This is a genomic window from Nitrosospira multiformis (assembly GCF_003050865.1).
Lineage (GTDB): Bacteria > Pseudomonadota > Gammaproteobacteria > Burkholderiales > Nitrosomonadaceae > Nitrosospira > Nitrosospira multiformis_E.
Genome location: NZ_QAOK01000017.1, coordinates 1 through 14143, shown reverse-complemented (window position 1 = coordinate 14143; position 14143 = coordinate 1). Strand labels below are relative to the sequence as shown.

Below are 14143 nucleotides of genomic sequence, written 5' to 3'. Positions count from 1 at the left end.
GCGAATGTGGTTACTTGACTTGCAGAACATTGACAGTGCTATCCATTCTGGATCGGGTTAAATAGCCAATTGCTCCGGGTGTGCTACCGACTTTTGCAAGCATTTCCTCTGGAGAAGCGACCGTTTCCGGCGCCTGTCCCGTGCCCGAGAACACCAGCCGGTCCCATGCTGCGCGGAGTTGATAGGGAAAGACATTCAACTTTTCCTTGGAGAATGCGATGTGGAGAGGGGCTTCATCCGGCAGCACGAACACATGAATGGGGGTGCCGTCTGGCCATGTATGCAAGCGCATGCCGAAGATGGCGCGCAAGGCATTTTTGGAGAGGGTTTTTTCGTTGAGGCCGGAGTTAGCCACGATCTCATAGGGCTCGACTGCCCGTGCACTGCCTGTCATGTATAACAGGCCGAGCAGCAGGCACATAAACGAAATAAAACGTTTAATTTTTATTTTAATTGTCACAATTTTTACTCACCCGGCAGGGATATGCGCACTGAAGGGGTGTGTGGCGACCTTACCTTGAGTTGAGTCGGGACTTTCGGAATGAGAAATAGAGATAAGCAGTGACTCGTGAAGCCGGGCTGTGTCAGGCATGCCGCAAAAGTACGGCTATTATTTTTCAATATCAGCAAGAATGGCGGAAACGGGTACTTGACTGGGAACCTGGGCTGGACGCATTGGAACGATGCTGCCGTAATCTGTAAGAAGTTCCCAGACCTGGGTATGATTTATCCGCATCTTGTCCAGCATTATGGACAAGTCATAGTGATAGGGCTGCCGACTGCCATGATACTCGGTCAATGGGCCCACTGGGTTGTGCTGGAGTCCGTAGAGGCTTAACAACCTGTTCAAGGCAGGGTCCATGATCGACAGCCAATGGGTAATGTGATGAGTGGCGGACATGCGTATGAGACCAACAACAAGCGCAAGGATAGGATGAGGGAAACGGCGTGGTTTTCCTGTAGCGCTGTCTCCAACAACTATTTCATTTTCCCGTCTACCATTGTCACTTTTACGGCGGCGAAACCGCCGCGCGATCAGCAAGCGTGATACTTCGGCCGTGTGTTGTCGGGGTAACCGATTAATATTGAAGAACGGGTCCAACTGCGTATGTTGCTCAACTGGGAACAGTTTTTCCGGGGAGAGTGGATCGGGAAGTATGAGGCGGGCAGTGCCGACAAAATCGCCGGAAGGACGGTGTTGAAGAAGAATATGAGAGGAGTGGACATCGTAATCGTCATATTCGTACCCATCAGGATAGCGTGACGCTTCAAACCCCGGCAAGCGCTGTTCGATACAGAGTACCTGGTAACGAAGGCGAAATACATCTCGCAATAACTCCGGAGTGTCGGCGTCGATAACTTCGAAATATTCGTTAAAGGCGGTCACGATGTCGTTCATCTAGATGAGCTCAGGTAACTGTAATTCAAGTCGGAAGAACTTAAAATCGCGCGGAAAACGGGTGACAGATTCTCCCCGAAATATCCTTTTCGATATATTTTTCCCTTATTGGATCTCTTGCTGGAGGCGATGACGTCAGATAGCAGGATGCCGGGAATACGGTTACGGAACATAATGGAACACGTCCTATTTCTTGAACACAGTTCTTTAACGACAGGAATCCCTTCCCCTTTATCCATCGAGTCATCAAGAAAGGAACCTCTTGGTACCCTTTTCCAAGGATTGAAAAGGTTATCTTTAGGTTCGCCGGATCGACCCATGTGTAGCAATATGCGTGTGAGGGAAGCAAGCTTGCCATCTGTTATTCTTGATTGCCCAATGCGTCTGAACGGTTTATGTCGGCACACAGGCCTTATGAGACAACGGATCGCGGCGCATGAATAGCTGTAAAATTTTACAGCTAGATATTATCTGGTAATGTCGTAGCTAAAATGGCCGCAGAGCCTAAGCGTAACAGAAGGAAAAAATGGGCGGGTAGGGGTAATTCCGGAGTGCGATGCGCTGTCCTGCTATACTGAGAAAAGCAGCGCTTCCTGTGCCATTTGGGCCGGTACAGGCGGGATCAGCGGGAATGTTTTGATTGGTGCCCAGAAGAGGACTCGAACCTCCACAGTGTTGCCACCGCTAGGACCTGAACCTAGTGCGTCTACCAATTCCGCCATCTGGGCAATGAGCGAATCTGTCCAACGATGGGACAGAGGCGCAATTCTATAGGAAATCAGCTTTGACAATCAAGAAGAAACAAAAGCTCCGCAAGTTGGACCCTTATCTTGAACGGGAAAAAGAGCGTTATGGTCACGCGCTGCCCAGCCGGGAATTCATACTCCAGATACTCGAAGAGCAGGGGGTCCCCTTGCCCGAGGAAGTCTTGCAGAACCTGCTCGGAATCACCGAAGAAGAAGACGAGATCTTCAGCCGCCGTCTTTCTGCCATGTTGCGCGAAGGCCAGATCATGCGTAACCGGAAGGGCGATATCTGCATGGTGGAGAAGCTCGATCTTATCAAAGGGAAGGTCCAGGGTCACCCGGACGAATTTGCTTTTCTGATACCCGATGATGGCAGTCCGGATTTATTCTTGAGCGCCAAAGAAATGCGCAAAGCGCTGCACGGCGACCGGGTGATGGTGCGTGAAATCGGGGTTGACCGGCGAGGCCGCAGGGAAGGGGCCATCGTAGAAGTGTTGGAACGTGCTGTAACCCATTTGGTGGGGCGATTGCATGCGGATCACGGAATTCTGTACGTGGAGGCGGAGAACAAGCGCATCAGCCAGGATATTCTGATCCCCAAAGAAGAATCGATGAATGCAAGGGCAGGCCAAGTGGTCATGGTAGAGATCATTCAGCAGCCGAGCAAACATGCGCAGCCAATCGGCCGCATCATCGAGATTTTGGGCGACTATACCGCCCCCGGGATGGAGATCGAAATTGCGCTTCGCAAGCACGACTTGCCTTACCAGTTTCCACCGGAGGTGGAAAAACTTTCCGCCCGTTTTCCATCCAAGGTATTGAAAAAAGACCTGGTCAAGAGGGAAGATATCCGTCACTTGCCGTTGGTGACCATAGATGGCGAAACCGCGCGAGATTTTGACGACGCTGTATATTGCGAGCGCGACGGGAAGAATTACAAACTCTATGTTGCCATTGCCGACGTCAGCCATTATGTAAAGCCAAGCGATGCGCTCGATCAGGAGGCGTTCAATCGTGGCAATTCGGTCTATTTTCCGCGGCGCGTTATCCCCATGCTGCCGGAAGCGCTATCGAATGGGCTCTGTTCGCTCAACCCGGAGGTGGATCGTTTATGCATGGTGTGCGAAATAAGCCTGGATTTTGCAGGTGACTTCAAGGACTATCGTTTTTATCCCGCAGTCATGTTTTCGCACGCCCGGCTTACCTATACAAAAGTGGCGGCCATGCTGGAGAATCCCAAGGGAGAGGAAGCGAAACAATACAAGGATCTTTTGCCGCACATCCAACTGCTCAACAAATTATTCAAGGTATTGCTGAAAGCGCGAGATCTGCGCGGGGCGATTGATTTTGAAACGATCGAAACGCAAATGATTTTCAACGATGAGGGCAAAATCGAGCGTATCCTGCCAGTAAAACGCAATGATGCGCATCGTCTCATCGAAGAATGCATGCTCGCGGCCAATGTGTGCGCCTCCGATTTTTTGCAGAAACACAAACAACCGACTCTCTATCGCATCCATGAAGGTCCGACACCGGAAAAACTTGCCGCCTTGCGTGATTTTCTGAAGGAATTTGGTGTTCAGCTAGGGGGTGGCGACGACCCCAAGGCGAAAGATTATGCTCGTACGTTATCTACAATAAAGGATCGGCCCGACGCTCAATTGTTGCAGACTGTCATGCTTCGCTCCTTGCGCCAGGCAGTGTACAGTCCGGACAATGTCGGCCATTTCGGTCTTGCATATGAATCCTACACGCACTTTACATCCCCTATCAGGCGTTATCCCGATCTGCTGGTACACCGAGCCATCAAGGCCGTGCTGAACAAGACAGGGTATTCTCCGGGTAATTGGCATGAATTGGGCGAGCATTGTTCGCAGACGGAGCGCAGGGCGGATGATGCGACGCGCGACGTCGAAACATGGCTCAAATGCTATTACATGCAGGACAGAATCGGAGAATGCTTTGAGGGAGTTGTCAGCGGTGTCGCAAGTTTTGGTCTTTTTGTGGCATTGGATGGAATTTATGTCGAGGGACTCGTGCATGTTTCAGAACTGCCCAGCGATTATTTCCATTTTGACGCAGTCAGGCACATGTTGCTGGGGGAGCGCACCGGGAAGCGCTATCGACTGGGCGACCGGCTCAGGGTCAGGCTGGTTCGAGTCGACCTGGAATCCAGCAGGATAGATTTTGTGCTCGCCGAAAACGCCCCGGGTGCGGGAAAAATAAAAACTGGGGCAGCGAGTTGATTTCCCCGGCGAGTGTCCGCTCCCCATTTATCCTTTTTTGCAATTACTCATTACCATAGATGTCCGGCTCGCGCTTTATATTCGGTTTCCATGCGATTACCAGCCGGCTGCGCCAGAATGCGGCCAGCGTCCGGGAGATTTTCCTCGATGCGGAGCGAAAGGATCAGCGTGCCCGCGATCTGGCGACGCTGGCAGAAACCCAAGGCATACGGTTGATTGCATGCGACACCGCAAGGCTTATGGCTTTGGCGGGTGGTGCCCGGCACCAGGGCGTAGTTGCGCGTATCGACTCCGCCCGTACATATGTGGATATCGACGATGTGCTCGACACCCTCACTGAGCCTGCGCTGCTTCTGGTGCTGGATGGAATCCAGGATCCTCATAACCTCGGTGCGTGCCTGCGTGTCGCAGATGCTTTCGGTGTTCATGCTGTGATTGCACCGAAAGACCGCGCTGTGGGCCTAACCGCTGCGGTGCACAAGGTGGCAAGCGGGGCGGCGGATAACGTGCCCTATATTTCCGTGACGAATCTCGCCCGTACTCTGCGCGGATTGAAGGAGCGGGGGGTAACGATCCTGGGAACGGCTGCCGATGCCGATACGGAGCTTGGCGCCCTCAAGCTTGATGGACCCGTCGCATGGGTACTGGGTTCGGAAGAGAAAGGAATGCGTCGGCTGACGCGGGAAAACTGCGATCAGCTTGTTTCGATTCCCATGCTAGGCAGTGTGGAAAGTCTCAACGTTTCCGTGAGCGCGGGCATCTGCCTGTTTGAAACGTACCGCCAGAGATATGCCCCGAGGCCCTGATATAACCCCCGATTAAAATTGATATTTTCAAGCGGGTTGAGTATAGTACCGGCCTCTTTGAAACATTCGACCTTGCCTCACCGTGCCCGCATCACGGGAGGCTTTACCCATAAGGAGACTGCATGCGACATTACGAAATTATATTCATTGTTCATCCCGATCAAAGCGAGCAGGTATCCGCAATGGTCGAGCGGTATCGCAGCATTGTAACCGCCAGAAACGGGCAGGTGCATCGCCTGGAAGACTGGGGACGGCGACAGCTCGCGTACTTGATCCAGAAAGTTCACAAGGCGCATTATGTGCTCATGAACATTGAATGTGATCAGGAAACGCTGGACGAGCTGGAGCACGCATTCAAATTCAATGACGCCATATTGCGCCACCTCACCATCAAAATGGATGAGCCGATTACCGCACCGTCACCCATGATGCGCGAAGAGAAAGCCAAACCCGCTCCGCAGCCCGCAGAGGAAGCCAAGGAAACGACGCTGGCGACCTAGGCTGCCAAGTCGTTGGATTGCAATCGGACTGAAATTTGCGGAACGATCACGGAAATTGGCAGCTTGCGTTATAGCCCGGCTGGAGTGGCAGTAGTCGAACTCAAGATCAGACATGTTTCCCGCCAAATCGAGGCGGGGAAGCCAAGGCAGGTGGAGTGTGAAGTTTCGGCCGTAGCCTTGGCGCAGATGGCAGAAACTGTTGCAGGCCTGGTTCCAGGGGCGACAGTAAAGCTCGCCGGGTTTCTTGCAAGAAAAAGCCGCATGAGTTTGCAGCTGGCGCTGCATGTAAACCGGATCGATCCTATCTAATGGATCTCATTTATAGACAGGAATAGACAGGAAAAATTATGGCACGTTTTTTTTCTAAACGTAAGGATGGCAAGGACAAGGATAAGGACAAGAAGGCTAACCGCCCTCTATTCAAACGCAGGAAGTTCTGCCGCTTTACCGCGGAAGGCATCAAGACAGTCGATTACAAGGACATCGAGTTGTTGAAGGATTTCATCAACGAGAACGGCAAGATCATTCCGGCGCGCATAACGGGGACGAAGTCCAGGTATCAGCGTCAACTGAGTACTGCCGTGGAGCGCGCCCGTTTTCTGGCATTGCTTCCTTATACTGATTTGCACTGAGGAGAGCTGATATGCAGATCATACTGATGGAGAAAGTTGTCAACCTGGGCCAACTGGGTGACGTTGTAAAGGTTAAAAATGGTTACGCACGCAATTTCCTTATTCCGCAGGGTAAGGCAAAGCGTGCCACCCAGGCGGCTATTGCCGAGTTCGAGGCAAAGCGCGCAGAACTGGAGGAAACCCAGGCGGATATCCTGGCCGCCGCCCAGGCTCGTGCTGCCAAGCTGGAAGGATTGATGCTGCAGATCACTCAAAAGGCAGGCGTGGATGGCAAGCTGTTCGGTTCAGTTACCAATGCGAATATCGAGGATGCGCTGAAAGCCCAGGGTTTTGAAGTTGAAAGGTCCATGATACGCATGCCGCAGGGCTCGTTGAAGCAGGTGGGCGATCATCCAGTAACCGTCGTGCTGCACACAGATGTGGCCGCGCATATCGTCGTATCCGTTCTGGGCGAATCGATATCCTGAAAAGGTTTCTGTTTTTCATCTTCGAAAGGGGCTGGCAACAGCCCTTTTTCATTTTTGGTACACTGCAAGCAGTGTTAAAATCCGGACATGCCCGCAACGTCACGTAACTCCATGGCCCAATTTCTCACGGCAGCTTCAAGCGACCAATTACTCGAATCATACAAATTGCCCCCGCATTCGGTTGAAGCGGAGCAGTCGGTGCTGGGTGGATTGATGCTGGACAATCACGCATGGGATAAGGTGGCTGACGTGATCACGGAAGATGACTTCTACCGGCAGGATCACAAGCTCATCTACCGGCATATCTGCAAACTGGTCGAGCATAGCAAACCGGCCGATGTCATCACGGTAGCGGAATCCCTTGAGATATCCGCGGAACTGCAGGGGGTCGGCGGACTCGCTTACGTCGGGGTCATCGTACAGAACACGCCCTCGGCTGCAAATATCCGACGCTATGCGGAAATCGTGCGCGAACGGTCGATCATGCGCAAGCTTGCCCAGGTAGGCACCGGTATTACCGATTCGGCATATAATCCGGCTGGGCGTTCAGCCGCCACGCTGCTGGATGAAGCCGAGGCCAGGGTTTTTGAAATTGCCGAGGCGGGTGCGCGGGGCAAGCAGGGTTTTATCGATATCCAGCCGCTGCTGAAGGAGGTCGTGGAGCGTATAGAGACGCTCTACAACCAGGATAATCAAAGCGATGTTACCGGAATCGCAACCGGCTTCCATGATCTGGATGAAAAGACTTCGGGCTTTCAGCCTGGCGATCTTGTCATCGTCGCGGGCCGGCCATCGATGGGCAAGACCGCCTTTTCGCTCAATATTGCCGAGCATGTCGCACTCACGCTCCAAAAGCCGGTAGCGGTATTCAGCATGGAAATGGGAGGCGCGCAACTGGCGATGCGCATGCTGGGCTCCGTCGGAAGGCTGGATCAGCACAAGGTACGTACCGGCCGCCTGCTGGACGAGGATTGGTCCCGCCTGACGCATGCGCTTGGAAAGCTGAACGACGCTCCGCTTTTTATTGATGAAAGTGCCGCTTTGAATGCCCTGGAATTAAGAGCGCGCGCCCGCCGGTTGCATCGCCAGCATGGGGATCTGGGGTTGATCGTGGTGGATTATCTTCAGTTGATGTCAGCCGCCAGCCAGGGCGAGAACCGCGCCACGGAGATTTCCGAAATATCCCGCTCCCTTAAGGCGCTGGCAAAAGAACTGCATGTGCCCGTTGTCGCCTTATCCCAGTTGAATCGAAGTCTTGAGCAGCGTCCGAACAAGCGTCCAGTCATGTCCGATCTGCGCGAGTCCGGCGCGATCGAACAGGATGCCGATTTGATTCTTTTCATCTACCGGGACGAAGTCTATAACCCGGAGACACAGGACAAGGGAATCGCCGAAATCATTATAGGAAAGCAGCGGAATGGACCGATCGGCAAGGTCGACCTGACTTTCCTGGGCGAATATACCCGATTCGAAAGCTACGCCAGATCAGGGCATTATTAAGACTGCCGGTTCGACTATCTTTCGCTATTGTCAGAACAGGCTTCTGGAAGTGCAGGTGTAGGGCAGGCTTTGCCTGACGACTTATCCGGCATAGCTCGACCTACCGCTAAGACCGGAGACGGTGGGCAGGTCTTGCGGGCGATAGCGCTTACAGTATCTCCGCAGCATAATCCGCCAGCCTGGAACGTTCGCCGCGTTGCAGTGTGACGTGGCCGCTGTGATTCCATCCCTTGAACCGGTCCACCACGTAGGTCAACCCTGAGCTTCCCTCCGATAAATAGGGCGTATCTATCTGCGCGATGTTACCCAGGCACACGACCTTGGTGGCAGGGCCGGCACGGGTAATAAGCGTTTTCATCTGCTTGGGTGTCAGGTTCTGCGCTTCGTCGATAATCAGAAACTTGTTGATGAAAGTGCGCCCCCGCATGAAATTGAGCGATTTTATCTTGATGCGGGAGCGAATCAAATCGAGCGTTGCGGCTCGTCCCCATTCTCCGGCACTGTTATCCGTCTTGTTGAGCACGTCCAGGTTGTCTTCCAGTGCACCCATCCAGGGGGTCATCTTTTCTTCTTCGGTTCCAGGCAGAAACCCGATATCCTCACCTACCGGGACCGTCACGCGCGTCATGATGATTTCGGAGTACACCTTGTGCTCCAGCGTCTGCATCAGGCCCGCTGCCAGTGTAAGCAACGTCTTGCCGGTACCTGCCTGTCCCAGCAGGGTGACAAAATCTACTTCCGGGTTCATCAGCAGATTGAACGCGAAATTCTGCTCGCGATTCCGCGCCGTGATGCCCCAGACATTGTTCTTTTGATGAGTAAAATCCTTCAGTGTCTGCAGAACGGCTGTTCTCCCGCTGGTCTCCTTGACCTGCGCGTAAAACGGTTTGTCATGCTCCAGATAAACGAACTGATTGATTACAAAGCCGCTGGCAAGGGGACCGGTCACCCGATAAAATGTCTGCCCCGACTGCTGCCAGGACTCCATGTCCTTGCCGTGTTCATCCCAGAAATTCGCGGGCAGTTCCTGAATGCCTGAAAAGAGGACATCAGTGTCTTCCAGAACCTTGTCATTGAAATAATCTTCCGCCGCCAGCCCCAGGGCTCGCGCCTTGATGCGCATGTTGATGTCTTTGGAAACCAGTGTGACAACGCGGTTCTGGTGGGTATCGTGCAAAAACTTGACTGCCCCGATAATCTGGTTATCCGCGCTGCCGCTTGCCAGATATACCGGCAGAACGTTTGTGATCGCCTGCGTCTGGAGGAATAGCCTTCCGGTTGCATTCTTGGTGCCATGTGGTTGCAAGGGAATGCCTTCGTCAATATCCGTTATCGCGCTGCTGACGATTTCATCCAGAAAACGGCTAGTCTGGCGGGCATTGCGGGCAACCTCCGACATCCCTTTCTTGTTGTTGTCGAGTTCCTCGAGCGTGGTCATCGTGATGTAGATGTCATGCTCCTGGAAACGGAACAGGCTGGTGGGGTCATGCATCAGCACATTGCTGTCGAGTACGAACAACTTGGGCATCAGGCGGATGACAGGAGGGATGGAAGCAGATGACTTGGAAGCCGTGGAAGAACTAGGCTTTCTAGGACTCATGATTCTCACTGCGCAGGGTTTTCACAAACTCCAGGACTTCCTGGACATGGCCGGGCACTTTGACGCTTCGCCATTCGCGCCGCAGTATCCCTTTCGTATCGACTACGAATGTGCTCCGGTCGATGCCACGGACCTGCTTGCCGTACATGTTTTTCATCTTCATCACACCGAACAGATTGCAAACCGTCTCATCCGTGTCGCTCAGCAACTCGAACGGAAAATTCATTTTTGCCTTGAATTTCTCGTGAGACTTGATGTTGTCACGCGAAATACCCACTATGTCACAATCGGCGTCGGTAAATTCGGTGTAAGCATCCCGGAATTCCTGCCCCTCGGTGGTGCATCCCGGGGTGTCGTCCTTGGGGTAAAAATAGATGACCAGGTTTTTTTCACGGGCTGTCGATAAACGAAATGTCTTATTACTGGTCGAAGGAAGTTCAAAATCGGGAACAGGCTGATTCAGCATTTCAATCCTCAGTGGTTACTCGCGATGTCATGTTAGCAAAAAAAGCAAGTGCGGTTGCAACGAAGGGAAGATTCCCCACCTTCAAAACAAGCGGTCTCAATCCTCTTGATTTCATGAATGCTGTCCGGTTATTGCTATGCTGTGATCGATTCAAACAGCGGACATGGGGGTGAGATGGACAATCAAAGTTGCCCTCGCACTGCATCGGCCCAGCAGTTGGGAGTTTCGAATAGGCGCACTTGCTGCAGCCTGAGATGATTGCCATAGCGATCCTGATAGGCCTCATCGAGTATGTGGAAAGCGGTAAGAGCCAGATTTTCCGCCGTGGGTGGCGTATCCAGCAGCACGGTCTTATGGTCTTCCAGCGATTGAAGGAATTCCAGCAACTTGTGATCTTCCGCATATGCAAGGAATGCATGGTCCCATTTATCCACCAGCACCTTTTTCGCGATGCGTTTGACCTCGGAATAATCCATGACCATGCCTTGCTCGGAGACGCCAGGCTCAGTGATAATTTCGCCTGACAGGGTGATTTCTATGGCGTAACGATGGCCGTGCAGATGCCGGCACTGGCTCTTGTGGGAAGGTATACGGTGGCCGGCATCGAATTCCAGCCTGCGTGTAATTAACATTATCGGGATTGTAACATTGCAGCAAATTTCCAAACGATTGGATGTGGCAGATCATAGCCGCGATATAACCGGGATGACCTATGTTTACCCCGTTATTTCGCGCCGTGCCGGCGGTGTGTCGATCGGAATCAATCTTAATCCGAACAATGCATGTAACTGGCGTTGCATCTACTGCCAGGTGCCGAATCTCTCGCGAGGTACTGCTCCCGCGATTGACCTGGCAAAACTTGAAGCCGAGTTGCGGGCTTTGCTGCACGAAATCGTATATGGCGATTTCATGCAAAGGCAGGTGCCTGCCGGGGCAAGGCGTCTCCATGATATCGCTTTATCCGGCAATGGCGAATCGACCAGTGCAAAGGAATTCGAGCAGGTCATCGAACTGCTCGGACGGGTAAAAGCTGATTACGATCTGCCCGAAGCGCTTAAGCTGGTATTGATCACAAATGGCAGCCTGATAGATCGCGACAGTGTCCAGCGCGGGTTGAGCCGGATGGCAATATTCAATGGCGAAGTATGGTTCAAGCTGGACAGTGTCACCCGCGAGGGGAGGCAGCTGATCAATAACACGCGCATGGGCTTGAAAAAGATGCGCAGCAATCTGCAACTGTCTGCATCCCTGTGCCCTACATGGTTGCAGACCTGCGTATTTCAGATCGACGGGATGCCACCTTCCAGAAATGAATCTGAAGCGTATTTGAGATTTATCGAGGAATTCGTGAGCGAGGGGGGGGTACTCGAAGGGGTGCTTCTGTATGGTCTTGCACGTCCATCCTTGCAGCCAGAGGGACCGCGGCTCACGAAGATCAGGCAGGAGTGGATGGAGGCATTTTCGGAACAAATAAGACGCCGGGGACTCGCTGTAAAGCTGAATCCATAGCTTGAATTTTTCTCCTTCCTGATTCTCCGATGAAAGCTTGAGAAGTGATCCGGACAGGTTTCCGGTATTGTCCTACTGCTTGGCCTTGGAGGCTTTCTTCAGGCTCTTGTACAGTTCAGGATCCTTGCTTTTCAGTAAGGCCGCAACAGCCAGATCATCTTTCTTGATCTTGGAAAGATCGATGTGCTCGATATGCACCAGTCGTACCAGTTCCCTTACCGGTCTGGGCATATTTCGTCCACTCTCATAACGGGAACCACCGCTTTGGGTGACACCGACCTTGCTCCAGAAATCATGCTGATTGAGACCCAGCTTGCGTCGAATTTCACGAGGATTGGATATTTCTTCGAAGAGTTTCATTGGGCATCCCGACAGGTTATGTAGTTAGAATAGGCGCGCTTTTATGTTATAGGAGTATTGCACATACATAAATTTAATTTGTTTTTTTATTCTATGCAAGTATTAAGAAACCCCTGAATCAATCAGGTTTTCCCTGAATGGAGCGGTTTCAAGCCCTGAATTTGACCTGTATCAATATTCTGGAGGTTTTCTCGTTTATCATTTTGCATATCACGGAACCTGGAAAAAGCTTCTGCAAAGGTTCTCGGGTTTTCTTTCCGGTAATAAGGTAAAATTCCAACACAATATCCATGCCGGGACTTTAAGCCCCTGAATTGATCCGACATATGGCATTTTGCCCGCGGCTTTGCCATTCTCAGTTAAGCAGGTTATCGTGACATTTATTGTTCAAAAATACGGTGGCACATCGGTGGGCAGCACGGAGCGCATCAAGAATGTCGCGCGCCGGGTGGCGAGATTTCAAGCTCGGGGCGATCAGGTAGTGGTCGTGGTGTCCGCCATGAGCGGAGAGACAAATCGTCTTATTGCGCTGGCCCGGGAATTTCAGGCTCATCCGGATCCCCGGGAACTGGATGTCATGGTTTCCACCGGCGAGCAGGTTTCTGTCGCTCTGCTATCAATGGCGCTGATGGATCTGGGCATCAAGGCGAAGAGCTATACCGGCCTCCAGGTGCGCATTCACACTGATAGCGCTTATACCAAGGCGCGCATACTCAAAATCGATGAGGACAAAATACGCGCCGACCTCAATGCGGGATATGTAGTGGCAGTAGCGGGCTTTCAGGGAGTGGACGAGACGGGCAGTATCACCACATTGGGCCGAGGCGGTTCCGACACCACGGCTGTTGCTCTCGCGGCAGCGCTCAAGGCGGATGAATGCCAGATCTATACGGATGTAGACGGGGTTTACACGACCGATCCCCGAATCGTGCCCGAAGCGCGCAGGCTAAAGACTGTCACCTTTGAAGAAATGCTTGAAATGGCAAGCCTCGGTTCCAAGGTGCTGCAAATCCGCGCAGTGGAGTTCGCGGGCAAATACAAGGTTAAATTGCGGGTGCTCTCCAGTTTCGAGGAGGAAGGAGAGGGTACCCTCATCACTTTCGAGGAAGAAAAAAACATGGAGCGGGCGATTATTTCAGGCATCGCATTCAATCGTGACGAAGCCAAGATTACGGTGCTGGGTGTGCCGGACCGTCCCGGTATCGCCTATCAGATTCTCGGCCCCGTGGCGGATGCGAATATCGATGTGGACATGATCATCCAGAATGTCGGCCACGATGGCATGACAGATTTTTCATTTACCGTGAATCGCAATGAATTTGCGAGAACCATGGATATCCTGGAAAACCAGGTGCAGCCTCACATCGGTGCACGCGGTGTCATGGGCGGTGACAGAATAGCCAAGGTCTCGGTGGTGGGCGTCGGCATGCGTTCGCACGTGGGCATTGCCAGCAGAATGTTTCGTACGCTGGCGGAAGAAGGCATCAACATCCAGATGATCTCTACTTCGGAAATAAAGATTTCAGTGGTCGTGGATGAAAAATACATGGAATTGGCCGTGCGGGTGTTGCACAAGATATTCGAACTCGACCAGATATCATGATATTCCACTTATCGCGTTCCTTTCATAACCTTTGTTTGACCCGCGAGTTCTAAACCGCTATCCTAATGCGGCTTTGTTGGAGAGATGGCCGAGTGGTCGAAGGCGCTCCCCTGCTAAGGGAGTATAGGCTCAAAAAGCTTATCGAGGGTTCGAATCCCTCTCTCTCCGCCACCCACCAAACTAAAGCAGTCGGCTCTTTCCCATTAACGGGGGAGGCTCTTTCCCATTAACGGGGGATGGGTCATTCATCAGACACGGTTGATCACACCGTTCCAACCGCATTGAGCCAAGACCCTCATGCGGTAATTC

The 14143-nt window shown here is 52.5% G+C and carries 15 protein-coding genes and 2 tRNA genes; 10 read left to right on the top strand and 7 right to left on the bottom strand.

Annotation, left to right across the window (positions count from 1 at the left end):
- Positions 1–10: 10 nt before the first annotated feature.
- The 3 genes from C8R21_RS09860 to C8R21_RS09850 all read right to left on the bottom strand — a co-directional run bounded on the left by C8R21_RS09860 (position 11) and on the right by C8R21_RS09850 (position 2127).
- Entirely contained in the window at positions 11–460 is a 450-nt protein-coding gene (locus C8R21_RS09860) for a substrate-binding domain-containing protein (RefSeq protein ID WP_107762537.1), read from the bottom strand.
- 150 nt (positions 461–610) lie between these two features.
- The gene (locus C8R21_RS09855; protein WP_107762536.1) at positions 611–1399 is read right to left on the bottom strand and encodes a PEP-CTERM/exosortase system-associated acyltransferase; all 789 of its coding nucleotides are present in this window, start codon (positions 1397–1399) and stop codon (positions 611–613) included.
- Positions 1400–2040: 641 nt separating this feature from the next.
- Positions 2041–2127: transfer RNA gene (locus C8R21_RS09850), tRNA-Leu, on the bottom strand.
- 56 nt (positions 2128–2183) lie between these two features.
- Between C8R21_RS09850 and rnr the strand changes: the two genes are divergently transcribed.
- The 7 genes from rnr (at position 2184) to dnaB (ending at position 8296) form a co-directional block, all read left to right on the top strand.
- Positions 2184–4391 carry a ribonuclease R gene (rnr, locus tag C8R21_RS09845; RefSeq protein WP_107762535.1) on the top strand — a complete coding sequence of 736 codons (2208 nt, stop codon included), beginning with the start codon at positions 2184–2186 and terminating at the stop codon, positions 4389–4391.
- A 59-nt stretch (positions 4392–4450) separates the two neighbouring features.
- Positions 4451–5197, top strand: coding sequence for a 23S rRNA (guanosine(2251)-2'-O)-methyltransferase RlmB (rlmB, locus tag C8R21_RS09840; RefSeq protein WP_107762534.1), 747 nt, complete (start codon positions 4451–4453; stop codon positions 5195–5197).
- Positions 5198–5319: 122 nt separating this feature from the next.
- Entirely contained in the window at positions 5320–5697 is a 378-nt protein-coding gene (gene rpsF, locus C8R21_RS09835; protein ID WP_107762533.1) for a 30S ribosomal protein S6, read from the top strand.
- A 12-nt stretch (positions 5698–5709) separates the two neighbouring features.
- Entirely contained in the window at positions 5710–6006 is a 297-nt protein-coding gene (priB, locus tag C8R21_RS09830; protein WP_074973094.1) for a primosomal replication protein N, read from the top strand.
- Between the two features lie 38 nt (positions 6007–6044).
- Entirely contained in the window at positions 6045–6329 is a 285-nt protein-coding gene (rpsR, locus tag C8R21_RS09825; protein WP_107762532.1) for a 30S ribosomal protein S18, read from the top strand.
- 11 nt (positions 6330–6340) lie between these two features.
- Positions 6341–6796 (top strand): 50S ribosomal protein L9, encoded by a 456-nt coding sequence (gene rplI, locus C8R21_RS09820; protein WP_107762531.1) that lies wholly within the window; start codon positions 6341–6343, stop codon positions 6794–6796.
- A gap of 111 nt (positions 6797–6907) precedes the next feature.
- On the top strand, positions 6908–8296 hold the full coding sequence (dnaB, locus tag C8R21_RS09815) for a replicative DNA helicase (RefSeq protein WP_107762530.1): 1389 nt from the start codon (positions 6908–6910) through the stop codon (positions 8294–8296).
- Positions 8297–8444: 148 nt separating this feature from the next.
- Here the strand turns inward: dnaB and C8R21_RS09810 are convergent, their stop codons facing one another.
- The 3 genes from C8R21_RS09810 to queD all read right to left on the bottom strand — a co-directional run bounded on the left by C8R21_RS09810 (position 8445) and on the right by queD (position 10994).
- Positions 8445–9896, bottom strand: a complete 1452-nt coding sequence (locus C8R21_RS09810; RefSeq protein ID WP_107762529.1) for a PhoH family protein — start codon at positions 9894–9896, stop codon at positions 8445–8447.
- Positions 9886–10362: a peroxiredoxin gene (locus C8R21_RS09805; RefSeq protein ID WP_074973088.1), complete on the bottom strand. Its 477-nt coding sequence runs from the start codon at positions 10360–10362 to the stop codon at positions 9886–9888. The genes C8R21_RS09810 and C8R21_RS09805 overlap by 11 nt, the downstream gene beginning before the upstream one ends.
- Positions 10363–10544: 182 nt before the next feature.
- Positions 10545–10994 (bottom strand): 6-carboxytetrahydropterin synthase QueD, encoded by a 450-nt coding sequence (gene queD, locus C8R21_RS09800; RefSeq protein WP_107762528.1) that lies wholly within the window; start codon positions 10992–10994, stop codon positions 10545–10547.
- Between the two features lie 73 nt (positions 10995–11067).
- Between queD and C8R21_RS09795 the strand changes: the two genes are divergently transcribed.
- On the top strand, positions 11068–11871 hold the full coding sequence (locus C8R21_RS09795) for a radical SAM protein (RefSeq protein WP_107762575.1): 804 nt from the start codon (positions 11068–11070) through the stop codon (positions 11869–11871).
- A 72-nt stretch (positions 11872–11943) separates the two neighbouring features.
- Here the strand turns inward: C8R21_RS09795 and C8R21_RS09790 are convergent, their stop codons facing one another.
- Positions 11944–12231, bottom strand: a complete 288-nt coding sequence (locus tag C8R21_RS09790) for a helix-turn-helix domain-containing protein (RefSeq protein ID WP_011381257.1) — start codon at positions 12229–12231, stop codon at positions 11944–11946.
- Positions 12232–12604: 373 nt separating this feature from the next.
- Between C8R21_RS09790 and C8R21_RS09785 the strand changes: the two genes are divergently transcribed.
- Positions 12605–13834 carry an aspartate kinase gene (locus C8R21_RS09785; RefSeq protein WP_107762527.1) on the top strand — a complete coding sequence of 410 codons (1230 nt, stop codon included), beginning with the start codon at positions 12605–12607 and terminating at the stop codon, positions 13832–13834.
- Positions 13835–13912: 78 nt separating this feature from the next.
- A tRNA-Ser gene (locus tag C8R21_RS09780) sits at positions 13913–14005 on the top strand.
- Positions 14006–14143 lie beyond the last annotated feature (138 nt).

Coding starts and splice junctions, on each gene's coding strand:
- C8R21_RS09855 (WP_107762536.1), bottom strand. CDS start 1,399: ATGAACGACATCGTGACCGCCTTTAACGAATATTTCGAAGTTATCGAC.
- rlmB (WP_107762534.1), top strand. CDS start 4,451: ATGTCCGGCTCGCGCTTTATATTCGGTTTCCATGCGATTACCAGCCGG.
- rpsF (WP_107762533.1), top strand. CDS start 5,320: ATGCGACATTACGAAATTATATTCATTGTTCATCCCGATCAAAGCGAG.
- rpsR (WP_107762532.1), top strand. CDS start 6,045: ATGGCACGTTTTTTTTCTAAACGTAAGGATGGCAAGGACAAGGATAAG.
- rplI (WP_107762531.1), top strand. CDS start 6,341: ATGCAGATCATACTGATGGAGAAAGTTGTCAACCTGGGCCAACTGGGT.
- dnaB (WP_107762530.1), top strand. CDS start 6,908: ATGGCCCAATTTCTCACGGCAGCTTCAAGCGACCAATTACTCGAATCA.
- C8R21_RS09810 (WP_107762529.1), bottom strand. CDS start 9,896: ATGAGTCCTAGAAAGCCTAGTTCTTCCACGGCTTCCAAGTCATCTGCT.
- C8R21_RS09805 (WP_074973088.1), bottom strand. CDS start 10,362: ATGCTGAATCAGCCTGTTCCCGATTTTGAACTTCCTTCGACCAGTAAT.
- queD (WP_107762528.1), bottom strand. CDS start 10,994: ATGTTAATTACACGCAGGCTGGAATTCGATGCCGGCCACCGTATACCT.
- C8R21_RS09795 (WP_107762575.1), top strand. CDS start 11,068: ATGACCTATGTTTACCCCGTTATTTCGCGCCGTGCCGGCGGTGTGTCG.
- C8R21_RS09790 (WP_011381257.1), bottom strand. CDS start 12,231: ATGAAACTCTTCGAAGAAATATCCAATCCTCGTGAAATTCGACGCAAG.